The organism is Acidovorax sp. ST3, assembly GCF_003231145.1.
Classification (GTDB): domain Bacteria; phylum Pseudomonadota; class Gammaproteobacteria; order Burkholderiales; family Burkholderiaceae_C; genus Acidovorax.
The window spans coordinates 767119-789827 of the sequence record NZ_QKVP01000002.1; the positions used below are offsets into that span (position 1 = coordinate 767119).

At 65.4% G+C, this 22709-nt stretch carries 20 protein-coding genes; 1 reads left to right on the top strand and 19 read right to left on the bottom strand.

Translation table 11 applies throughout. The features are described from left to right. Positions 1-72: 72 nt before the first annotated feature. The 6 genes from DNK89_RS08390 to DNK89_RS08415 all read right to left on the bottom strand — a co-directional run bounded on the left by DNK89_RS08390 (position 73) and on the right by DNK89_RS08415 (position 5338). The gene (locus DNK89_RS08390) at positions 73-927 is read right to left on the bottom strand and encodes a DUF429 domain-containing protein (protein WP_110959681.1); all 855 of its coding nucleotides are present in this window, start codon (positions 925-927) and stop codon (positions 73-75) included. Continuing rightward, complete coding sequence (locus DNK89_RS08395; RefSeq protein WP_110959682.1) at positions 924-1805, bottom strand: DMT family transporter; 882 nt, start codon at positions 1803-1805, stop codon at positions 924-926. The genes DNK89_RS08390 and DNK89_RS08395 overlap by 4 nt, the downstream gene beginning before the upstream one ends. 248 nt (positions 1806-2053) lie before the next feature. After that, positions 2054-2476: a BLUF domain-containing protein gene (locus tag DNK89_RS08400; protein WP_015012755.1), complete on the bottom strand. Its 423-nt coding sequence runs from the start codon at positions 2474-2476 to the stop codon at positions 2054-2056. A gap of 2 nt (positions 2477-2478) precedes the next feature. Continuing rightward, a complete protein-coding gene (gene folE, locus DNK89_RS08405; protein WP_110959683.1) occupies positions 2479-3204 on the bottom strand; it encodes a GTP cyclohydrolase I in 726 nt (241 codons plus the stop codon). A gap of 117 nt (positions 3205-3321) precedes the next feature. Beyond that, positions 3322-4566, bottom strand: a complete 1245-nt coding sequence (clsB, locus tag DNK89_RS08410) for a cardiolipin synthase ClsB (protein ID WP_110959684.1) — start codon at positions 4564-4566, stop codon at positions 3322-3324. 34 nt (positions 4567-4600) lie between these two features. Beyond that, positions 4601-5338, bottom strand: coding sequence for an endonuclease/exonuclease/phosphatase family protein (locus DNK89_RS08415; protein WP_110959685.1), 738 nt, complete (start codon positions 5336-5338; stop codon positions 4601-4603). A 356-nt stretch (positions 5339-5694) separates the two neighbouring features. Here DNK89_RS08415 and DNK89_RS08420 point away from each other — a divergent pair, with 356 nt between their 5' ends. Continuing rightward, complete coding sequence (locus DNK89_RS08420; RefSeq protein WP_110959686.1) at positions 5695-7461, top strand: tetratricopeptide repeat protein; 1767 nt, start codon at positions 5695-5697, stop codon at positions 7459-7461. 65 nt (positions 7462-7526) lie between these two features. On the opposite strand, the gene nudB is transcribed toward DNK89_RS08420, so the two are convergent. From nudB to DNK89_RS08485, 13 genes are all read right to left on the bottom strand, one after another. Continuing rightward, positions 7527-8000: a dihydroneopterin triphosphate diphosphatase gene (gene nudB / locus DNK89_RS08425; protein ID WP_110959687.1), complete on the bottom strand. Its 474-nt coding sequence runs from the start codon at positions 7998-8000 to the stop codon at positions 7527-7529. 19 nt (positions 8001-8019) lie between these two features. Beyond that, positions 8020-8850 (bottom strand): CsgG/HfaB family protein, encoded by an 831-nt coding sequence (locus tag DNK89_RS08430; protein ID WP_060986754.1) that lies wholly within the window; start codon positions 8848-8850, stop codon positions 8020-8022. A gap of 138 nt (positions 8851-8988) precedes the next feature. After that, positions 8989-10806, bottom strand: a complete 1818-nt coding sequence (gene aspS, locus DNK89_RS08435) for an aspartate--tRNA ligase (protein ID WP_060986755.1) — start codon at positions 10804-10806, stop codon at positions 8989-8991. Positions 10807-10862: 56 nt separating this feature from the next. Next, the gene (locus DNK89_RS08440) at positions 10863-11483 is read right to left on the bottom strand and encodes a DUF502 domain-containing protein (protein WP_015012747.1); all 621 of its coding nucleotides are present in this window, start codon (positions 11481-11483) and stop codon (positions 10863-10865) included. Between the two features lie 8 nt (positions 11484-11491). After that, positions 11492-11833: an FmdB family zinc ribbon protein gene (locus DNK89_RS08445; protein ID WP_110959688.1), complete on the bottom strand. Its 342-nt coding sequence runs from the start codon at positions 11831-11833 to the stop codon at positions 11492-11494. Between the two features lie 88 nt (positions 11834-11921). Then, positions 11922-13373, bottom strand: coding sequence for a sodium:solute symporter family protein (locus DNK89_RS08450; RefSeq protein ID WP_110959689.1), 1452 nt, complete (start codon positions 13371-13373; stop codon positions 11922-11924). Between the two features lie 166 nt (positions 13374-13539). Next, entirely contained in the window at positions 13540-15105 is a 1566-nt protein-coding gene (gene ubiB / locus DNK89_RS08455; protein ID WP_110959690.1) for a ubiquinone biosynthesis regulatory protein kinase UbiB, read from the bottom strand. Next, a complete protein-coding gene (locus DNK89_RS08460) occupies positions 15102-15740 on the bottom strand; it encodes a hypothetical protein (protein WP_110959691.1) in 639 nt (212 codons plus the stop codon). Before DNK89_RS08460 ends, ubiB begins: the two co-directional genes overlap by 4 nt. Positions 15741-15801: 61 nt before the next feature. Next, a complete protein-coding gene (locus DNK89_RS08465; RefSeq protein ID WP_110959692.1) occupies positions 15802-16839 on the bottom strand; it encodes a Tim44 domain-containing protein in 1038 nt (345 codons plus the stop codon). Between the two features lie 36 nt (positions 16840-16875). After that, a complete protein-coding gene (ubiE, locus tag DNK89_RS08470) occupies positions 16876-17607 on the bottom strand; it encodes a bifunctional demethylmenaquinone methyltransferase/2-methoxy-6-polyprenyl-1,4-benzoquinol methylase UbiE (RefSeq protein ID WP_015012742.1) in 732 nt (243 codons plus the stop codon). 214 nt (positions 17608-17821) lie between these two features. Next, complete coding sequence (locus tag DNK89_RS08475) at positions 17822-18244, bottom strand: gamma-butyrobetaine hydroxylase-like domain-containing protein (protein ID WP_110959693.1); 423 nt, start codon at positions 18242-18244, stop codon at positions 17822-17824. Between the two features lie 79 nt (positions 18245-18323). Next, positions 18324-18755: an HIT family protein gene (locus DNK89_RS08480; RefSeq protein ID WP_110959694.1), complete on the bottom strand. Its 432-nt coding sequence runs from the start codon at positions 18753-18755 to the stop codon at positions 18324-18326. Further along, positions 18755-22669 carry an FAD/FMN-binding oxidoreductase gene (locus tag DNK89_RS08485; protein ID WP_110959695.1) on the bottom strand — a complete coding sequence of 1305 codons (3915 nt, stop codon included), beginning with the start codon at positions 22667-22669 and terminating at the stop codon, positions 18755-18757. Before DNK89_RS08485 ends, DNK89_RS08480 begins: the two co-directional genes overlap by 1 nt. Positions 22670-22709 lie beyond the last annotated feature (40 nt).

Sequence of the window (22709 nt, forward strand, 5' to 3'; positions counted from 1 at the left end):
CATTCAGCGTGTTCTGCCCATGCTACGCAGCCTGCGGCGGGCCGATGCCCGGAAAAGCGGCGGAATCGTTGGTCAGGGCTTGTCCGCCGTGACGATCCAGCCTTCGAGTGGATCGAGTCCCGGCGGCAGGCCATAGAGCGCATCGCCCTCGGCATGGCGCTGCTCGGCCCAGGCGGCCTGCAGCAGGCACAGCACGGCGTCCAGGCTGTCGCCGCTGGCGTCCTGCACCAGCGCATCGCGCTGGGCGTGGCTGAGCTTGAGGCGCAGGCCCAGGCGGGTCTGGCCCAGCTCCAGCGCGTTGACCAGGTCCTTGCGGGCGATGAGGCGGTCGGGCGTCTGCTTGGCACGGTCGTCGCTTTTGTAGCTGCGGCGCTGCAGCACTTCGCGCGCGAGCAGGCCGGGGTAGGCCTCTAGCGCCACGCGGCGGGGGTCGCCTGCGTGCAGGCCGGGCAGGCGCACGCCCGCATCCAGCAGCAGCGGCAAGCCCGCGTGCAGCATGTAAGCCACGGGCGGGTTCACCCATTTCATGGAGGGGCTGGAGCCTGCGGGCCCGTCGGTGGCGCGGTGGGCAAACTTGCCGCCCACGGGGCGGGCGTCGCAGAACGCCGCAAACTGCGCGCGGATCTGCTCGCGGCTGAGGTGGCGATAGTGCTGCATGCAGGCGTGCCAACTGGTGGGCCAGCCCAGCGCCTGCACCAGCTCGCGCGGCAGGCCAAAGGGCAGATCAAAACCGCCCACCCAGTCGCCGGGCTGCGCCAGCCACTGGCCGAATGCGGCTAGTGTGTCGATCGGTTGCAGCGCGGTGAGCGCCACGCGCGCGCCCTGGCGTTGGCCCAGCGCCAGCACGATGGGTTTGCGCCGCGTGGGGCTGCTGGAGAAGTCGCAGCCCAGCAGGTGGAATGGGGGTTGGGGTGCCATGGTGGTCATCCCAAAGCCAGGGCCGTGACGCCTGCCGCAATGCACAGCGCACCTAAGATGCGCGCCACGCGGTCACCCTCGCCCAGCAGGTGCCCGCCGATGAGTGCGGCAAACAGCATGGACACCTCGCGCGCCGGAGCTACGTGCGACAGGGGCGCCTGCTGCATGGCGTACAGCACCAGCACATAGGCCACGGGGCTCACCACCGCCACGGCCAGGGCAAAACGCCACTGGGCCAGCCAGAGCGTGCGGGCCGTGGGCAGGTCGCGCAGCACCACCGGCGCCAGCAGGCCCACGCGCACAAAGTTGCCCATGTAGTCCACCAGGATGGGCGACATCAGCAAAAACTTGACCGCATAGCCATCGACCACCGTGTAGCTGGCAATGAACGCCCCCGTGAGAACCCCGTAGGCCATCCCCTTGTGCACCCGTGCCCGTGCGGCAGGGTCGTGCGCGGCGCGCAGCAGGCCCGGGCCGCCCGCGATCAAAAAGACGCCACCGACCACGCCCACAATGCCCAGGGCGCCCAGCGCAGAGATCTGCTCACCCAGCAGCGTGATGGCCACCAGCGACGACAAGAGCGGCCCCGAGCCCCGCGCCAGCGGGTAGACCACGGTGAGGTCGGCCACACGGTAGCCGCGCAGCAGGATGACGAAATACGCCACATGCAGCAGCCCGCTGGAGGCTACAAAACCCCATTCCATCGCACCCCACTGCGACACCACGTCGCGCCCCAAGTACCAGCCCAACGGCGCCCAGACCACCATCATGATCACCGAGGTGAAGAACGCAAACCGCGAGTCCCCCCCGGCCTTCTTGGCCACAATGTTCCAGCACGCATGGATGAGGCCGGCAAGGATGATGAGGGCGAAAGCGGTGAAGGTCACAGGTCAGAAAGAGAGAGGGCTTGAATGCAAAAAGCCGCAGCGCGATGGCGGCTGCGGCTTGGATTGAAGGGCTAGGTACCGCTCACGGCATCTGCAACTGGCGCGGCCCCAGCGGGGGCCACCGTGCAAGAGCCGCCAAGCTGCGCAAGCAGCGCTTCGCTTGCGTGCACTGGTGGCGTCCCCCTGCCCGCACCGCGAAGTGGTGCGAGAGCGGGGGGAAGGCGCGCAGCGCCTCAGGGGGGTGATCTCTATGCTCTTCCGATGATGGAGGCCGTGGCCATCAACTCTTCGAGCAGCGCAAACGACACCTTGCCCGACACGGAGTACGGGTCCAGCTCAGGCTTCTCGGAATACTTCAGCAGGATGGAGTGGTTGATCTTGGACAGGTTGACCTGGCCCATGGTCCAGCCGCCAAAACGGCGCTCGGCGATTTCTTCGTAGTGCAGCAGCACCACGTCCTTGTGCCGCGGGTCCTTCTGGATGTGGCCGTACAACTCGCTCACTGCCGAGCGACCGCCCTCGATGGCTTGCAGGAACACGCCACCGCCGTAGCACAGCACGCCGGTGATGCCGGAGCCCGGGTTGTGCTGGCGCGACTGCGTCAGGATGGCTTCGATGGCGGCGGGCGAGGTATCGACCGCGCGACTGGCGTAAAGCAGGCGTACCAGCATGGTCAGTTCTTTCCAGGAATGAGGGACAAAAATTCACGGCGCAGGGCGCTGTCCTTGAGGAACACGCCACGCATGACCGAGTTGATCATGCGGCTGTCGTTGTCGCGCACGCCGCGCCAGGACATGCAGAAGTGGCTGGCTTCCATGACGATGGCGAGGCCGTCGGGCTGGGTCTTTTCCATGATCAGGTCGGCCAGCTGCACCACGGCTTCTTCCTGGATCTGGGGGCGGCCCATGATCCAGTCCACCAGGCGCGCGTATTTGGACAGGCCGATCACGTTGGTGTGCTCGTTGGGCATCACGCCGATCCAGATCTTGCCGATGACGGGGCAGAAGTGGTGACTGCAGGCGCTGCGCACGGTGAGCGGGCCCACGATCATCAGCTCGTTGAGGTGCTCGGCGTTCGGGAATTCGGTGATGGGCGGCTGCGCTACGTAGCGACCACGGAACACCTCGTTGAGGTACATCTTGGCCACGCGGCGCGCGGTGTTGTTGGTGTTGTGGTCGCCCTCGGTGTTGATGACCAGGCTGTCGAGCACGCCCTGCATCTTGACCTCAACCTCGTCGAGCAGCTTCTCCAGCTCGCCGGGCTCGATGAATTCGGCAATGTTGTCGTTGGCGTGAAAGCGCTTGCGCGCGGCGGCAAGGCGTTCTCGGATCTTGACGGAAACGGGCGTGCCTTCGTCCGGTGGGGTGGGCGTCATATCGGCGGCAGGTTGGCTGGACATGGGTGGCATCGTACCAGCGAACACAGTTTGATCGATTACAAGGGTTTTAGGCAGCAAGCGCTAGTGCAATATGCCTGAGCAGCTATCAATAAAGTAGCGCACTCGACAAGGACGCCCTCAATACCGCTTGCCCGTCACCCACAGCGCCAGGCGCATGAGACCAAACGCCACGCGGTCCAGCACCCGCTGGCGCAGCGGGCGGCCCGCATAGCGCGCCGGGTCCATGCGGCGGCCCGCGTGCTGCATGGCGTGCACCAGGCGCTGGCGCAGGTCGATGGCAAATGCGGCGTCTTCCACCACCACATTGGCCTCGCGCGCCAGCAGCAGCGAGAGCGGGTCAAGGTTGGACGAGCCCACCGTGGCCCAGGGCCGATCGCCCTGCGCATCGATCACGGCCACCTTGGCGTGTAGAAAGCTGGGGGCGTACTCGTAGATCTCTACCCCGGCCTCCAGCAGCGCGCCATACACCGGGCGGGCTGCGTGGTACTGCATGAAGTATTCGTACCGCCCCTGCAGCAGCAGCCGCACGCGAACGCCCCGGCGCGCGGCCATCACCAGCGCGCGGCGCAGCTTGCCGCCGGGCATGAAGTAGGCGTTGGCGATGATGACCTCGTGCCGCGCCGCGCCGATGGCCTTGCGGTACGCCTTCTCGATGCGGCTGCGGTTGCGCACGTTGTCGCGCAGCACCAGGGTGGCGCGCACGGGGGGGCCGGCATCGGGGTCGCCGCCCTGCTCCGCATGCCGTGCGGCGCTGGCCGCGCGCAGGGCCCGCAGGGCCTCCGGCAGGCGGCGCTGGCGCGCGTCGCGCACGGCCTGCATGCGCCACCAGAGCTGGTCCATGGTGTCGCTGGCCGAGGCCACCAGGCTGCCGGTGGCACGCACCGCAAAGTCAAAACGGGGCGCCTCCAGCGTGCCGTGATTAGGATCGTGAAAGTCATCCAGCACGTTGATGCCGCCGCAGAACAGCACCCGCCCATCCACCACGCACAGCTTGCGGTGCAGGCGCCGCCAGCGGTGCGGCAGCAGCAGCCCCAGCGGCCCCAGCGGCGAATACACGCTGCACAGCACGCCGGCGGCCTGCAACTGCTCGGCCCAGGCCTTGGGCAGGGCACCGGTGCCCACGCCATCGACCACGAGATGGGTGCGCACGCCGCGCGCTGCAGCGCGCATCAGTGCCTCGGCCACCGAGGCTCCGGCGCCGGTGAAGTCAAAGATATAGGTCTCGAACTGGATGTCCGCCATGGCAGCATCCATGGCCTCGATGAGCGCCGGGAAGAACTCCTCAGCACCTTGCAGCAGACGGACCTGGTGGTCGTCGGCAGGCCCGGCGCCCGGGGCCTGCGCAAAGGGCCTGCGCCTCATCCGGTCACCCCACCGCGCACACCATGGCGGTGCCTCACAGCCGGAACTCCGCAATCAAGGGCAGATGGTCCGACATGCGCCACCAGATGCGGCCACGCGGCACCTGCAGCGACAGCGGCGTGAGCCCGCGCGCGTACACATGGTCCAGCTGCGCCAGGGGCAGGCGTGCGGGGTAGGTGAAGGTGCGGGGCGCATCCCATTCATACAGGCTAAAGCCCGCCAGCATGCGCTTGAGCAACTGCCCCCAGTCGTTGAAATCCCCTGCCACCACCAGCGGCGTGCCGGGCGGCACCTCGCGCTCGATGAAGGCCTGCAGCCGCTCGACCTGGCGGACGCGGCTGCCGGGGATGAGGCCCAGGTGCACCACGATCACGTGCACATTGCGGCCTTGCACATCCACCTCCACATGCAGCAGGCCGCGCTGCTCGAAGCGGTGGTCCGAGATGTCTTCATGCTGGTGCCCGATCACCGGCCAGCGGGTCAGCAGCGCATTGCCATGTTCGCCGTGTTTGGTGATGGCGTTGGTGCGGTACACCGCCTCGTAGCCTTCCGGCGCGAGAAACTCGGCCTGCGGCAGCTCGGGCCAGCGCTGGAAATACGCCGCCTCGCGCCGATGCAGCTTGCGCACCTCCTGCAGGCAGACGATGTCGGCATCGAGCTGCTCCACCGCCAGACCCAGGTTGTGAATCTCCAGCCGCCGCGCGGGCCCGATGCCTTGCACCCCCTTGTGGATGTTGTAGGTGGCTACGCGCAGGATGTCGTCGTGTTGCATGGTCCTAGGAGGGGTAGTTGAACGCGCTCGCCAGCGCCGCGATGGGTGCGATGGGCAAGGCGCGAGGACGCGGCGGGCTCATGCCCGCAAGGAGGAGCAACGCCGCATGGCGCGCCCAGCGCGGTGCTGGCGAATGCGTAGCGTGCTCACTCGACAAGCGAACGTCAACGAAGCAGCGAGAGTCAGTATCCATGAGGCGCCCTTGAAAACGGCAAGCGGTCAATTGCCGCTCCTAGGACTGGAGATTGTGTCGCAAGCCGTGGTGGCAAGGGGGTTGCCCGACGCAGGCCGGGTGCTGCAGCGGCTTACACTGGGGGCTCCAACATTTTGAGCACGCAGGGACGGCCCCGACCCCAATGGCTACCGAGAGCGGCCCCAATCCCGCCCTACCGACCCAGGCGCTGATCGTGGACAGCAATGCCACGTCGCGCAGCATCCTGGTGGGACAGTTGCGCGAATACGGCGTGACCCGCATCGTGCAATGCTCCCGTGTGCAGGACGCGCGCGCCCGGCTGGAGCACACGGTGTTCGACTACGTGTTGTGCGACCAGTTTTTTGGCGAGTCCAACTACTCGGGCCAGACCCTGCTGGACGACCTGCGGCGCGCGCAGCTGCTGCCGTTTTCCACCGTGTTCTTCATGGTGACGGCCGAGGCGTCGTATGCCGCCGTGGCCGAGGCCGCCGAGTCGGCCCTGGACGGCTACCTGCTCAAGCCCTTCACGCCCAGCGCGCTGTTCGAGCGCCTGAGCCTGGCGCGCCTGCGCAAGATCCATCTCAAACCCATTTTCGACGCCATCGAGGCCGAGGACTTTGAGCAGGCCGCCGCGCTGTGCGTGGAGCGCTTTGAGGCCCGCAAGCCCTACTGGCTGTACGCCGCCCGCATTGGGTCGGAGCTGCTGCTGCGCCTGGGCCGGCACGACGAGGCGCGCACCCTGTTCGAGGCCGTGATCGCGGCGCGTGCCCTCCCCTGGGCCAAGCTGGGCGTGGCCCGTGCGCAGATCGAATCAGGCCAGGCCGCGCGCGCCATCACCACCTTGCAGGAGCTGATTGGCGAGGACGCCTCGTTTGCCGACGCCTACGACGTGCTGGGCCGCGCGCAGGTGGAGATGGGCAACTTTGCACAGGCCATCGAGACCTACCGAACGGCCAGCACCCTCACGCCCGACTCGGTCGTGCGGCTGCAGAAGCTGGGGATGATGTCGTATTACATGGGCGACCGCGCCACGGCCACCAAGGTGCTGGCGCGCGCCACGGTGCTGGGCATTGACTCCAAGCTGTTCGACTACCAGTCACTGGTGCTGCTGACGTTTGCCTATTACGCCGAAAACGACCGCAAGGGCATTGAGCGCTGCATGGCCGACTTTGCCCGCATCCTGGAGCGCCACCACAGCAGCGCACGCATCCGTCGGTTTGCGGAGGTGGCGCGCGCGCTGCAGCTCATCCAGCAGCGGCAGTTCTCGCAGGCAGTCGAATCGGTGCGTGGCATGGCCCGCGAGATCACGTCCAGCACCTTTGACTTTGAAGCCGCCTGCAACCTGGGCAGCCTGCTGGCCGTGTTGGCCGTCACATCCATTGAGCTGCCCGAGGGTGACAGCTGGGTGCGCGCCCTGGGCATGCGCTATGCCAACACACGCGGCCTGACCGAGCTGATGGCCAATGCCTGCAACCTGCATGAGCCCTACAGCGAGTTGGTGCGCGACTGCTTGCAACGGGTCAACAAGACGGCCGAAGTCGCGATGGCACAAAGCCTGGGGGGCGACCCGGGCGGGGCTGTGCAAAACCTGCTGGCCGAGGCTGAACGCACCCTCAACTCCAAACTGCTGGATATGGCCCAGCAAGTGCTGCTGCGCCACAGCGCGCGCATGGCCGCGCCCGAGCCGCTGCAGGCAGCCATCGACGCACTGCGTACCCGCATGGGTACGGCCCCGGCAAGGGCCATCCTGGGGCAAGACAGCGAGCGGCACCCCGGCGGCGTGGCACTGCGGGTGCGCAGCAGCGGCGACAACGCACCGGCACGCATCCCACCGCCTCCGCAAGACAGCCTGGCACTGAACCCAGCACCCACTGACGAGGCCGACGACCCTGCGGCAGCCCTGCGGCTGCGGCCGCCAGACTCTCCTTGAGACAACGGCGCCTGGCCCGCGGCCGTCCTCAACAACTGGCCAGCGGCCAGTGGCTCGCCGGATTTTCAGGGGCTCACGAACCGGGGCAGCAACAGGCAAGCCTCGGCATTGGAGGCAGAAAAACACCGGTCTGCTGCCTGCTGCCAGGGCAGCCACTCATAGGCATCGTGCTCGCGCGGGCTCAGCACCACGGGTGTCCCGGGGGGTACACGCAGACCAAACACGCGCTCGCGGTTGCGCACCACGCCAGGGGCATAACGGTGCAGCCATTGGGGCCAGATGTCGTACACGTTCTCCAGCGCCCAGTCGGTCAGCAGGCAACCCGGTGCCCGGGTGTCTATGCCGGTTTCTTCGGCGACTTCACGGCGGGCCGTCTCGGCAAAGGGCTCGTCCAGCGCGTCCTTGCTACCGGTGACCGACTGCCAATGCCCTTCGCCCCCGGTGCGACGGATCAGCAGCACGTCCAGCGCAGGCGTGTGGATCACCACCAGCACCGACTCCGGAAGCTTGTACGGCCGCTGCGGCCCGGCGGTTGCCATGGCTCGGCGCCCTTTGCCTTCAACCGCCCTTGGGGCGCTGGGCTGCCGTGGTGGTGGGTACGGGCGGGGGCAGCTCCTTGGCCTGCAACGCGCGCGCCTGCACCACCAGCTGGTTGTGTGCGTCCAGAAACGCTGCGGCGATGACCTTGCCCTCGTTGGTATTGCTCCAGCCAGCGCCTGCGGCGCCGCCCAGCTTGCCGAATACCAGGCCGCCCACCCCGAGGTCGGTAGTGCGTGCGGAGCCGGTGGCCGCTGCCACCTGCTCGGTGGTTTCGTTGTCGGACAGCAGCAAGGCCGTCTGCGCTTCCTTGAACTTGACCTGCTCCACCAGCCCGGCCAGGCCTGCAATGTCGCGCAGCACCGGGATCATGGCGATCACCCCGGCCAGGCCCCGGCCCGCATCCTGTTCGCTGAACGTGAGGCTGGGCGTGAGCGTGTACTGCGCCTCGTAGCCCTTGCCCTTGGCCACGGTGGAGTTGTTCTTGCGCAGCACACCTGCGTCCTTCAGTTCCTGCTCCTGAATCGTCCCCTTCAGGCCGGCCGCCCGGTCCACCACCCGGAAGCACCCGCTCTGCTGAGCCAGCAGCTTGACCAGCGGCACCGGTGACGAAGGCAGCTGGTAGCCCGAACCCATGATGTAGCCGTTGGGGTTCTCGGCCAGCGCCAGGGTGGCCACGGGCGCATCACAACGCACCAATTCGCGGGCCGCGTTCTGCGCGCCCTGCGGTCCGGCCGAGCCCGTGACCACCGAGCCGCCCTGCCCCAGTTCGGTCTTCTTCTCGCCACATCCGGCCAGGGCGATGCAGGCGGCCGCTGCCAGCAGCCAATGGGAGCGTGTCAACAAACGCATGGAGGTACCTCTTTCAATCCGCGCCCGGCGGTCAGCGGCCGACGCGCCGCGCATGAAAAAAGCGGCCCGGGCACCAGGCCCGAGCCGCTTGTTGTGCGATGCATGGCTGCATACGCGAAGGACGTGATGCGTCCGAAATCAGGCCGCAGTCTTGACCGCGTCGGGGTTGCGCAGGCGGATGTGCAGCTCGCGCAACTGCTTTTCGTCCACAGGGCTGGGCGCCTGCGTGAGCAGACACTGGGCGCGCTGGGTCTTGGGGAAGGCGATCACGTCGCGGATCGACTCGGCACCGGTCATCAGCGTCACGATGCGGTCCAGGCCAAAGGCCAGGCCACCGTGCGGGGGCGCGCCGTACTGCAGCGCGTCCAGCAGGAAGCCGAACTTGAGCTGGGCTTCTTCGGGCGTGATGTTGAGGGCGTCGAACACCTTCTGCTGCACATCGGCGCGGTGGATACGGACGGAGCCGCCACCCATTTCCCAGCCGTTGAGCACCATGTCGTAGCCCTTGGAGATGCACTTCTCGGGCGCGGTGACCATCCAGTCTTCGTGGCCGTCCTTGGGGCTGGTGAAGGGGTGGTGCACCGAGTTCCAGCGCTGGTTTTCCTCGTCGTACTCGAACATCGGGAAGTCCACCACCCACAGCGGCGCCCAGCGGTCTTCAAACAGGCCGTTCTTCTTGCCGAACTCGCTGTGGCCGATCTTGATGCGCAGCGCGCCAATGGCGTCGTTGACGATCTTTTCCTTGTCGGCGCCGAAGAAGATCAGGTCGCCGTCTTGTGCACCGGTGCGCTCCAGCACCGCTTGCAGGGCGGTGTCGTGGATGTTCTTCACGATGGGCGACTGCAGGCCGTCACGGCCCTTGGCCAGCTCGTTCACGCGGATGTAGGCCAGGCCCTTGGCGCCGTAGATCTTGACGAACTCGGTGTAGGCGTCGATCTCGCCGCGGCTGATGCCGCCGTTTTCCTTGGAACCGCCAGGAATGCGCAGGGCCACGACGCGGCCGTTCTTCATGTTGGCAGCACCCGAGAACACCTTGAAGTCCACGTCCTTCATCACGTCGGTCAGCTCGGTGAATTCGAGCTTCACACGCAGGTCCGGCTTGTCGGAGCCATACAGGCGCGCAGCGTCCTGGTAGGTCATGACGGGGAATTCGCCCAGGTCCACGCCCAGCGTGTTCTGGAACACCGTCTTGATCATGCCCTGGAACATGTCGCGGATGTCCTGCTCTTCCATGAACGATGTTTCGATATCGATCTGGGTGAATTCAGGCTGGCGGTCAGCACGCAGGTCTTCGTCGCGGAAGCACTTGGTGATCTGGTAATAGCGGTCGAAGCCCGCCACCATCAGCAGCTGCTTGAACAGCTGGGGCGACTGGGGCAGCGCGAAGAACTGGCCGTCATGCACGCGGCTGGGCACGAGGTAGTCACGCGCGCCTTCGGGCGTGCTCTTGGTGAGCATGGGGGTTTCGATGTCGATGAAGCCGTTGGCATCGAGGAACTTGCGCACCTCCATGGCCACCTTGTAGCGCAGCATCAGGTTGTTCTGCATGTACGGGCGGCGCAGGTCCAGCACGCGGTGCGTGAGGCGCGTGGTTTCGGACAGGTTGTCCTCGTCGATCTGGAACGGAGGCGTGACCGAAGGGTTGAGCACGTTCAGCTCATGGCACAGCACTTCGATCTGGCCGGTCTTGAGCTTGTCGTTGGTGGTGCCGGCGGGGCGAGCACGCACCACACCCTTGACCTGCACGCAGAACTCGTTGCGCACGTCTTCGGCGATCTTGAACATCTCGGCGCGGTCGGGGTCGCACACCACCTGCACGTAGCCTTCGCGGTCACGCAGGTCGATGAAGATCACGCCACCATGGTCACGGCGGCGGTTCACCCAGCCCGACAGGGTAACGGTTTGGCCCAACAGGGCTTCGGTCACAAGACCGCAATAGTGGGAACGCATGGCCATGACAAAACTTCCGGCGCCGCAGGGCGCGTTGACGTTGAAAGAGATTGCTTTTTTTCTTACTTGGGCGGGGGCAGCGTGGGGTCCGCCGGAGCCACCACACCCATGGAGACGATGTACTTGAGGGCACTGTCCACGCTCATTTCGAGCTCGACACAGTCGCTCTTGCGCACCATCACAAAATACCCACCGGTGGGATTCGGGGTGGTGGGCACGTATACGCTGACGAACTCGTCGCGCAGGTAGGCAGCCACTTCACCATTGGGAGCACCCGTGACGAACGCCACGGTCCACACCCCTTCGCGGGGCCACTGCACGAGCACGGCCTTGCGAAAGGCGTTGCCGCTCTCGGAAAACAGCGTGTCCGATACCTGCTTGACGCTTGAGTAGATGGAGCGCACCACGGGAATGCGGTGCACCAGCGCATCGCCCCATTCGACGAGCTTGCGGCCCGCGAAGTTGCTGGCAATGGCGCCCACCACCAGCAAGATGGCCAGCGTGAGCACCACACCAAAGCCCGGGACATGCACCCCGAGCAGCTTGTCGGGCTGCCACGCGCCCGGCAGGATCTGCAGGGTCTGGTCGAGCGTGCTCACAATCCAGTTGAGCACCCAGGCCGTGATGACACCGGGCACGATGACCAGAAGGCCTGTCAACAGCCATTTGCGCAAGGCAGCCATGCAGGTCCTCAGCTCGAAGAGGAAGAAGTGCCGCTGGCACTTCCAGCGCTAGTGGTACTTGCGCTGGATGCTTCTTTTTTAGGAGCATCACCACCACTGGCAGATGCAGAAGACTCGGTCTTGGATTCCGACTTGGCTTCGGTTGCGGGAGCGGAACTGCCCCCGCTGCCCCCCCGGAAATCCGTCACATACCAGCCCGAACCTTTGAGCTGGAATCCCGCCGCAGTGACCTGCTTGGAGAAGGCTTCAGCGCCGCAGGCGGGGCACACCGTCAGAGGTGCATCGGAGATTTTTTGCAGCACATCCTTGGCATGGCCGCAGGAGCCGCATTTGTAGGCGTAAATAGGCATGTCAGTGTGTTGAGGGAAAGTGCAAAACCCTCAATTATAGGCGGCATGCCTATCTGCAAGGCCCGCACCATGGCGCGGGCCCGGGCATTCAGCTGGCACTGCCTTGGTAGTGGGTGACGTGCCCCTTGTGATCATCAATCCACTGCGGCGCCAACGAACCCGCCAGCATGCCTACCAAAGCGGCCAGCACACCTGCCAGTTGTTGCGGGAAAGCCTCCGAAAGCATGGGGCTCGCCACAAACAGCAGCCAGACACCCAGGCCCATTGCCACGGCCAGCAGGGCGCCTTGGGTGGTGGCGCGTTTCCAGTACAGGCCAAACACCAGCGGCACAAAGGCACCGACCAACGGCACCTGGTACGCACCCGACACCAACTCATAGATCGAGGTGCCCTGCATGGTGATGGCATAGGTCAGCACACAGCCCGTGAACACCAACACGGAGATGCGCATTGCTTTCAGGGTCTGCTGATCGCTCATTCCCGGGCGCAGGTTGTGCAAGATGTTTTCCACGAAAGTGGTGGATGGCGCCAGCAAGGTAGCGGATGCAGTAGACATGATGGCCGACAGAAGCGCGCCAAAAAACGCCACCTGCAGCATCAATGGCATGCGCTCCATCACCAGGGTGGGCAATACCTTCTGGGGGTCGTCTTTGAGCAGCGCCTGCGCCGTTTCGGGCATCACCAAGACCGCAGCGGTGACCACGAACATCGGGATGAAGGCAAACAACAAATACAACAGACCGCCGATCACCGGTCCCTTGCGCGCGGTGGCAGCGCTATTGGACGACATGACGCGCTGGAACACGTCCTGCTGAGGGATGGAGCCCAGCATCATGGTGATGGCAGCAGCGATGAAAAATGTCCATTCCTTGACGCCCCCGGTCGGGAAGAAATGGAACTTACCCTCACGCGCCGCAAATTCGACCACCTTGCCTGCACCACCCGCCAGGTCGGCCGCATACCAGGCAATGGCCAGCAGGCCCACGCCGATGACGATCATTTGCACAAAGTCGGTCATGGCGACCGACCACATACCGCCATACAGGGTGTAAACCAGCACCACCAGCGTGCCAATGATCATGCCCATGGTGATCGACACAGCGCCTTGGGTGAGCAGGTTGAACACCAGGCCCAGGGCCGTGATCTGCGCAGCCACCCAGCCCAGGTAGCTGAACATGATGATGGCCGAGCAGGCCACTTCAATCACACGGCCGTAGCGCTGGCGGTAGTAGTCGCCCAGGGTGATAAGGTTCTTTTGGTAGAGCTTGTAGGCGAAAAACAGTCCCACCAACACCAGACACATGGACGCGCCAAAGGGGTCTTCCACGACGGCGCCCAGCCCTCCATCCACAAAGCGGGCAGAAACCCCCAGCACGGTTTCGGATCCAAACCAGGTGGCAAACGTGGTGGCTATCACCACCGCCAGCGGCAGGCTACGCCCGGCTACCGCATAGTCAGCGGTGTTGTGCACGCGAGTGGCCGCATACAGGCCCACACCAATCGAAACCAACAGGTACAGAACGATGAATGACAACAGCATGGCGCCGCTCCAAAACTCCAGGGGTGGTAGCGAAAAAGGCAGCGCGCGCGCAAAGTGGCTGGGGTGGTCACACTGCGGCGCCTGACGACCATGGGGCCGCAGCCCCGCTTACAAACACGTTACAAAATTGTTGCGGATTATGAAGGCAACTTTTGTGCCGCAGACGCTAAAAAACCCGGATGCGCATGAATAGCTGCATGGCAAGCAGCCCCAGCACAAACCCCACGCCGCCATAAATGATGGATTGCAGCAGCCGGTTGGTGCGTTTTTGCGCCTCCAGCAGCTCGCGCAAGGCAGGCTGGTGGTCTGCGGGGCGCTGGCGCAGCGCGTCGTAGATCAGGCGCGGCAGCTCGGGCAGCAGCTTGGCGTAGTGGGGCGCTTCGGCGCGCAGCTCGCGCCACAGGCGCTGGGGGCCCATCTGTTCCAGCATCCACTTTTCGAGGAAGGGCTTGGCCGTGCTCCAGAGGTCCAGGTCCGGGTCCAGCTCGCGGCCCAGGCCCTCGATGTTGAGCAGGGTCTTTTGCAGTAGCACCAGCTGGGGCTGGATCTCGACGTGGAAGCGGCGCGAGGTCTGGAACAGGCGCATCAGCACCAGCCCGAGCGAGATTTCCTTGAGCGGGCGGTCAAAGTACGGCTCGCACACGGCGCGGATGGCCGATTCGAGATCGTTGACCCGCGTTTCGGGCGGTACCCAGCCGCTTTCGATGTGCAGCTCGGCCACGCGCTTGTAGTCGCGCCGGAAGAACGCCACAAAGTTCTGCGCCAGGTATTCCTTGTCCACTTCGGTCAGCGTGCCCACGATGCCGAAGTCCAGCGAGATGTAGCGGCCGAACGTAGCGGGCTCCAGGCTCACCTGGATGTTGCCCGGGTGCATGTCGGCGTGGAAGAACCCGTCGCGGAACACCTGGGTGAAGAAGATGGTCACGCCGTCGCGCGCCAGCTTGGGGATGTCCACCCCTGCTTCACGCAAGCGGTCGATCTGGCTGATGGGCACGCCCTTCATGCGCTGCATCACCATGACCTCGGGGTGGCAGAAGTCCCAGAAGATCTCGGGGATCAGCACCAGGTCGAGCCCCGCCATGTTGCGGCGCAGCTGGGCCGCGTTGGAGGCCTCGCGCACCAGGTCCAGCTCGTCGTGCAGGTAGTTATCGAACTCGGCCACCACCTCGCGGGGCTTGAGGCGCTTGCCGTCGGCCGACAGGCTCTCCACCCAGCCCGCCATCATGCGCATGAGGCTCAGGTCCTTCTCGATCACCGGCAGCATGCCGGGGCGCAGCACCTTGACGGCCACCTCGCGCTCAATGCCCTGGCGGTCATGCAGCGTGGCGAAATGCACCTGGGCGATGGACGCGCTGGCCACCGGTATGCGGTCGAAGGAGGTGAACACCTCGTCCACCGGGCGGCGGAACGCACGCTCGATAGTGGCGATGGCAATATCGGGGTCGAACGGCGGCACGCGATCCTGCAGGCGGGCCAGTTCGTCGGCAATGTCGGGCGGCAACAGATCGCGGCGGGTGGACAGCACCTGGCCGAACTTGACGAAGATGGGCCCCAGGCTCTCCAGCGCCTCGCGCAGGCGCTGGCCACGCGGCGCATCCAGATTGCGCCCGATGGACACGATGCGCGAAATCACGCGCAGCCAAGGCTTGTTGAAGCTGTCGAGCAGCAAGCCATCCAGGCCGAACCGGAACACCACCCACAGGATGGCAGCCCCCCGCAAGAAGCGCTTCATGCGTCGGCCCGGTCCGAACCACCCGAGGGTGACAGCGGTGCCGCCGCCGGAGCGCTGGACGCCACCGGTGCCGTCGAAACAACCACCGAGGAAGACGCCGCGCTGGCGGCGGCCATGCGCGACCCCACAAACTGGCGCAATGTCTGGGCCGCCCGACCGGCGACCTGCGCCAGCGTGTGTGCGGGAGCATCCCCGATCACGCGGGCCAGGTCTTCTTCCACATCCCAGCGCACATGGTCCACCAGCCAGTTGATCTCTGCCGCCAGTTGCACGTCACCTTCGATGCGGATGGACGGTTTGTCGCCCCGCAACGCGGCCTGGGCCAGGGTGAAAGGAGAGGTGTCGGTCACTTCCAGCCGCAGGTCGGGCACTGCGGATTCGGGCGCCAGGTTGAGCAGGCCGGCCGGAGTGATGACCAGCGACAGGGAATAGGCCCGCCACTGCACCCGCGCGACGCGGCCTTTTTGGCGCACCAGCCGGTCCGTGGCCTCTTTTTCCTGCATCAGCACATGGTTGAGAAACAGCACCAGGCGTTGCTGCACTTCGTGGACCAGCCATTGCGGGGGCTGCGGGCCAGCGGCCAGGCGCTCGAAGAGGCCGTCCAGAAAAGGAAAAGGGGACTGTGGTGTTGCCATAGTCCCCGATTATTCCCTGAACTGGAATGCCCCTGACCCTCAGGGGCCCCATGGGCTGCGTTTACTGCAGCGCTTGCACGCCAGCCACCAGCCAGCCGGTGTTGCCGGTCTTGGGCTTGGTCATGTTCCAGACCTCCCGGAACGGGCTGGGCCCGGCCGAGGGTTCTTCGCGGATCATGCCGGAGAACTCGACGCTGGCCATGTAGCCATCGCCCAGGTCTTCGATGCCCAGCAGCTGCGCCTCGATCATCACCACATCGGTGTGGTTGGGCTGCGTGCCCCGGTGGGCTTCGCGCTCGGCCAGCTGGGTGCGGATTTCATCGAGCATGTTGTCCGTCATCATGGACCGCAGGGTTGCGATGTCCGAACGGTCCCACGCGCCTTGCAGGGTCACAAAGTTGCGCTTGGCGGCCGACAGGAAACCCTCGGTGTCGAAGTCTGCGGGCACCCCCCAGTTCTGCGAGCCCGACAGGCCCGAGCCGATCACCACACCCGAGCCCACGCCACCCTGACCAGCGCGCGAGGCGTCAAACGCCATGCTGCTGCGCTCCCAGGGGCGGGCGGATGCGTCGTTGCCCACGTTGTTGGGGCTGTACTGCGGAGGCACCTGCGCAGCGGCAGGCGTTGCGGCCCCTGCGCCCTGGAAGGCGAACGGAGCACCACCCGCCGCGTTGCCAGCGCCATTGCCGCCACCGTTGCGCGACCGCATGACCATTTTGAAGATGGCAAACGCCGCCAGCGCCAGCAGCGCAATCATCAGGATGTTGGCAAAGCCCGCGCCCAGACCCAGCGAGTGCGCCAGCCAGGCCAGGCCCAGCCCGGCTGCCAGGCCGCCCAGCATGGCGCCCCAGGGCTTCTTGGCCGGAGCGGCCGGGGCTGCTGCTGGCGTAGCGGTGGCAGGCTTGGCGGCCGCCGCCGTGTTGGTCGCACTCTGTGCCGGTGCGCCCGGAGCAGCGGGCGGCGTGGCCGCCTCGCGCTGCGTCACGTTGCTGGACTGCTTGCCCACCGATTTGCCACCACCCAGTCGCCGCGCGGCGTCGGCATCGGCGTGTGCAAACGCCAGCATCGCGACCAACACCACAGACCACAGTTTCATCATGACTTCTCCGTCTCCGTTATCGACCGAGCAAACCGCTCAGCACTTGATTCCAACATGGAGGGCGACAATTCCCCCCGTCATGTTGTGATAGTCCACATGCCCAAAACCATTTTTTTGCATGAGGCTTTTGAGTTCTTCCTGCCCCGGGTGCATGCGGATGGACTCGGCCAGGTAGCGGTAGCTGGCGTCGTCGCCCGCCACCAGCTTGCCCAGCTGGGGCAGCACCTTGAATGAGTACCAGTCGTACACCTTCTCCAGCGGCTTGGCCACCTTGGAAAATTCCAGCACCAGCAGCTTGCCGCCGGGCTTGAGTACGCGGCACATCTCGGCAATGGCCTGGTCCTTGTGGGTCATGTTGCGCAGGCCAAAGGCCACGCTCACCACATCGAAATGCGCGTCGGGGAACGGCAGCTTTTCGGCGTCACAGACCAGTGTGGGCAGCACCACGCCCTCGTTGATGAGCCGGTCACGGCCCACGCGCAGCATGGCTTCGTTGATGTCGGTGTGCACCACACGGCCCGAGGCGCCCACCTTCTTGGAAAACGCCAGCGCCAGGTCACCCGTGCCACCGGCAATGTCCAGCACCTGGCTGCCTTCGCGCAGGTTGGCCACCATCACGGTGTAAGCCTTCCAGGCGCGGTGCAGGCCCGCCGACATGAGGTCGTTCATCACGTCGTATTTGGAGGCCACAGAATCAAACACACCGCGCACACGGCGTGCCTTTTCCTGCTCGTCCACCGACTGAAAACCGAAATGCGTGGTGCTCATAAGAATCATGCTAGGCGCGTGAACGCCAGAGGTACAGCGACAACCCCGCACTGAATTGGGGCATCTGTCGCAATTTGGAGAACGCTATTGAAACAAAACCAGCCGCTAGCGCTAGCAAATATTGCGCTGGCAGCTATATTTTCAATAGCACCTTGGTGAACAGGGGCTTGTGCAGCCGAAGGTGCCTGGCACCCCGGCGCGTCTGCGCACAGCCTCAGTGGCCGCCGCAGGCATGGCCCCCTGCACCACCCTTGGGCGCCATGGGCGTGTCGCGATCGGCCCCCGCCGCAGCCAGCCGCTCGGTGTACTGCGCCCACAGTGCGTCTTGCTTCTGGCCCAGTTCGTAAAGGTAGTCCCAGGTGAAGATGCCGCTGTCGTGCCCGTCAGAGAACGTGGGCTTGACGGCGTAGTTGCCCACGGGCTCCAGGTTGACCAGCGCCACATTGCGCTTGCCCGTCTGCAACACCTCTTGCCCCGGGCCGTGGCCCTGCACTTCGGCCGAGGGCGAGTACACCCGCATCAGCTCGAACGGAATACGGAACGTGGCGCCATCCGAAAAGCCCACTTCCAGAACGCGCGACTGTTCATGCACCGTCAGGGCCTGCGGCGTGGGAGCGCCCGCTTTCAAACCTGCCATGGAATCACCTTGAGAAAACTGTTGTCAGAAACGACGGCTGCCATTGTCCCACCCGCCCCGGCGCACGCCGCCAGCAAGGTTACCGGGCGGCCCACTGCGCCAAATTAGACTGCAGCTGCACCTCCAGCGCGGGCAACAGGGCCCGCAGGGCGGCCTCTTGCTCGGCCGGGCTGGGCCGCTGCGCAGCGGCCCATACCGGGGCCGGGAAGTGGCTGTCCCAGTCAAACCGCGCAATCACGTGCCAGTGCAGGTGCGGCACCATGTTGCCCAGCGCTGCGATGTTGACTTTGGTGGGCGCCAGGTGCTGGCGCAGGGCCTGCTCCACCAGCGTCACGGCCTCCATGCAATGCGCGCGGTCGGCGGCGGCCAAGTCCGAGAACTCGGCCACGTGCGCGTTCCACACCACGCGGTAGAAAGCAGGAAACCCCGCCTCCTGCGCGCGGATGACACGCAGGCGCTCGCCACGCCAGACCAATGCGCCGCCGTCTTCAGCGCACAAGGGACAGGCCATCAGACCAGCACCCGCTCAATGCCGCCGTTGTTGGCACGGTGTACGTACTCGGGCATCCAGTTCTCGCCGAGGATCTCCCGCGCCATCTCGACCACGATGTAGTCGGCTTCGAGCAGGCCGTTGTTCAAGTCGCCTTCGTAGCGGTTCAAACCCTGCAGGCAGCTGGGGCAGCTGGTGAGAATCTTCACGTTGTCCTGCGCACCCACGGCGCCACTGGCGCGCAGCTGGGCTTCGCCCTTGCGGATTTCCTCTTCCTTGCGGAAACGCACCTGTGTGGACACGTCGGGCCGCGTCACGCCCAGCGTGCCGGACTCGCCGCAGCATCGGTCGCTCTTCAAGACTTGCTCGCCCACCAGCGCCTTCACGGTCTTCATCGAGTCCTGCAGCTTCATGGGGTTGTGGCAGGGCTCGTGGTACAGGTAGGCGCCCTTGCCTTGCAGCTGAATGCCCTTTTCCAGCAGGTACTCGTGGATGTCGATGATGCGGCTACCCGGGAAGATCTTGTCAAACTCGTAGCCCTGCAGCTGGTCGTAGCAGGTGCCGCAACTCACCACCACGGTCTTGATATCGAGGTAGTTGAGCGTGTTGGCCACGCGGTGGAAGAGCACACGGTTGTCCGTGATCATCTTCTCGGCCTTGTCGAACTGGCCCGAACCGCGCTGGGGGTAACCGCAGCACAGGTACCCAGGCGGCAGCACCGTCTGCACGCCCGCGTGCCACAGCATGGCCTGCGTGGCCAAACCCACCTGGCTGAACAGGCGCTCCGAACCGCAGCCAGGGAAGTAGAACACCGCCTCCGTCTCGGCCGTGGTGGCCTGCGGGTTGCGGATGATCGGCACGTAGTCCTTGTCCTCGATGTCGAGCAGCGCGCGCGCCGTCTTCTTGGGCAGGCCGCCCGGCAGCTTCTTGTTGATGAAGTGGATCACCTGCTCCTTGATCGGAGCCGTGCCCACCGTCGCTGGCGGCTTGGCCGTCTGCTTGCGGCCCACCTTGCGCAGCAGGTCTACGGCCAGGCGCTGGGCCTTGAAGCCCACGTCCACCATGGCCGAGCGCATCAGCTTGATGGTGTCCGGGTTGGTGGCGTTGAGCATGGTCATGGCCAATGCGTTGCCGGGGCGGAAGGTCTTCTTGCCCATCTTGCGCAGCAGGTTGCGCATGTTCATGGTGACGTCGCCGAAGTCGATCTTCACCGGGCAAGGGCTCTCGCACTTGTGGCACACCGTGCAGTGGTCGGCCACGTCTTCAAATTCCTGCCAGTGCTTGATGCTCACGCCCCGGCGGGTCTGCTCTTCGTACAGGAAAGCCTCGACCAGCAGCGAGGTCGCCAGGATCTTGTTGCGCGGGCTGTACAGCAGGTTGGCGCGTGGCACGTGCGTGGAGCACACGGGCTTGCACTTACCGCAGCGCAGGCAGTCCTTGACCGAATCGGCAATGGCGCCGATGTCGCTCTGCTGCATGATCAGCGACTCGTGGCCCATCAGTCCGAAGCTGGGCGTGTAGGCGTTGGTCAGATCGGCATGCAGCGCAGGTTTTGAGGCCAAATCGGCACCAAGCGCCAGTGGAACATGCCCTGATTGCTCCTGATTTCGGAGCAATTTACCTTTATTGAAGCGGCCTTCCGGGTCCACCTTGCGCTTGTATTCGGCAAAGGGACGCAACTCGTCGTCGGTCAAGAACTCCAGCTTGGTGATGCCAATGCCGTGTTCGCCCGAGATCACGCCGTTGAGACTGCGCGCCAGCACCATGATGCGCGCCACGGCCTCGTGCGCCGTCTGCAGCATCTCGTAGTCGTCGCTGTTGACGGGGATGTTGGTGTGCACGTTGCCGTCGCCCGCATGCATGTGCAACGCCACCCACACGCGGCCCTTGAGCACGCGCTTGTGGATGGCCACGGCCTCGTCCAGGATGGGCTTGAACGCCGCACCGGTGAAGATGCCTTGCAGCGGCGCACGCAGCTGGGTCTTCCAGCTGGCACGCAGCGTGTGGTCCTGCAGCTGGGGGAACAGGGTTTCCACATCGTGCAGCCAGCCCTGCCACAGGGCGCGCACCTCTTCGACCAGGGCGATGGCCTGGGCCACGCGGTCTTGCAGAAGCTCGGGCGAAGGCACCTCGTCGTCGGCGTCGTGCTTGCCCAGGGGCAGGTTGCCACGCTCGAAGAACTCGGTCAGCGCGTCGCACAGCTTGAGCTTGTTGCGCAGGCTCAGTTCGATGTTGATGCGCTCGATGCCGTCGGTGTACTCGGCCATGCGTGGCAGCGGGATCACCACGTCTTCGTTGATCTTGAAGGCGTTGGTGTGGCGGCTGATGGCCGCCGTCTTCTTGCGGTCGGCCCAGAACTTCTTGCGCGCATCGGCTGTGATGGCCACGAAGCCTTCGCCGCTGCGGGTGTTGGCCAGGCGCACGACCTCGCTGGTCACGCGGGCCACGTCATCGGCGTTGTCACCGGCAATGTCGCCAATCAGCACCATCTTGGGCAGGCCGCCGTTGCCCTTCTTGCTCTTGGTGGCGTAGCCCACAGCCTTCAGGTAACGGTCGTCCAGGTGCTCCAGGCCCGCCAGCAGCACGCCACTGCGCTTTTGCTCGGCAAACATGAAGTCCTTGATCTCGACGATGCTGGGCACGGCGTCCTTGGCGTTGCCGAAGAACTCCAGGCACACGGTGCGTGTGTGCTCGGGCATGCGGTGCACCACCCAGCGCGCGCTGGTGATCAGGCCGTCGCAGCCTTCCTTCTGAATGCCGGGCAGGCCCGCCAGGAACTTGTCCGTCACGTCCTTGCCCAGGCCTTCCTTGCGGAAGGTGCGGCCCGGAATTTCAAGCCGCTCGGTGCGCACGGGCGTCTTGCCATCGGCCTCGAAGTACTGCAGCTCGAAGGTGGCGACCTCCACGTCATGGATCTTGCCCATGTTGTGGTCCAGGCGCGTCACCTCCAGCCACTGGGCGTCGGGCGTGACCATGCGCCAGCTGGCCAGGTTGTCCAGCGCAGTGCCCCACAGCACGGCCTTCTTGCCGCCTGCGTTCATGGCGATGTTGCCGCCAATGCACGATGCTTCGGCGCTGGTCGGGTCCACCGCAAACACAAAACCTGCGCGCTCGGCCGCATCGGCCACGCGCTGGGTGACCACGCCGGCCTCGGTCCACACCGTGCCCACTTCGCGGTCCAGGCCCGGCAGGCGGCGCATCTCCACCTCGGTCATGGCTTCGAGCTTTTCGGTGTTGATGACCACGCTCTTCCACGTCAGCGGGATCGCGCCGCCGGTGTAGCCGGTGCCGCCCCCACGGGGAATGATGGTCAGGCCCAGTTCAATACAGCCCTTGACCAGGCCCGCCATCTCGGCCTCGGTGTCGGGCGTGAGCACCACAAAGGGGTACTCGACGCGCCAGTCGGTCGCGTCGGTCACGTGGGACACGCGCGAGAGGCCGTCGAACTTGATGTTGTCCTTGGCCGTGAGGCGGCCCAGGGTTTTCTGGATCTGGCGGCGCAGCTGCGCGGCCTGCTCGAAAGTGGCGTTGAACTCGGCCACCGCACGGCGCGCGGCGACGACCAGCTCGCCCACGAGGCGGTCGCGGTCGGCGTCGTCGGCGGGGGTGCGGCGCTTTTCAATCTCGGCCAGCCGATGGTTCAGCGCATCAACCAGCAGCTTGCGGCGGCCGGGGTTGTCCAGCAGGTCGTCCTGCAGGTAGGGGTTGCGTTGCACCACCCAGATATCGCCCAGCACCTCATACAGCATGCGGGCCGAGCGGCCCGTGCGGCGCTCTTTACGCAGTTGGTCCAGCACCTCCCAGGAGGCGGAGCCCAGCAGCCGGATCACGATCTCCCGGTCGGAGAACGAGGTGTAGTTATAGGGAATTTCTCGCAGTCGGGCAGGCTCGGCGGCCTGCGTCTGCAAGGCCGCCAGCGCGATCGGTACATTCATGGGGGTCTACCTGGGGTGGGGGCGCGATTTTAAGCCACCG